This is a genomic window from Lyngbya sp. CCY1209 (genome assembly GCF_055795065.1).
Map to the genome: position 1 here is coordinate 1 of NZ_JAYFER010000384.1, position 218 is coordinate 218.

Annotated in this window: 1 protein-coding gene; it reads right to left on the reverse strand. The window is 43.6% G+C overall.

Annotated elements, in window-relative coordinates:
* Positions 1-218: reverse transcriptase domain-containing protein (locus AC0QHF_RS11080; protein WP_324704269.1), on the reverse strand; the 218-nt coding region annotated here is incomplete at both ends.

Sequence of the window (218 nt, forward strand, 5' to 3'; positions counted from 1 at the left end):
CATTGTTTGATATTACGCCTAATGGTCGTTGGACAATGAAGTTTGGATAGCAGGTAATCATGGTCAATTTGGTCGAAACATTTGGCGATGTCGGCATCAAGGACGTAGTATCCCATTTTGTTGATACCAATAAATATTCTACCAACTGCGTCAAGAGTTGAGCGTCCGGGTCGAAACCCATAGCTTGTTCCCTCGAATTTAGGTTCCCAGTAGGGTTC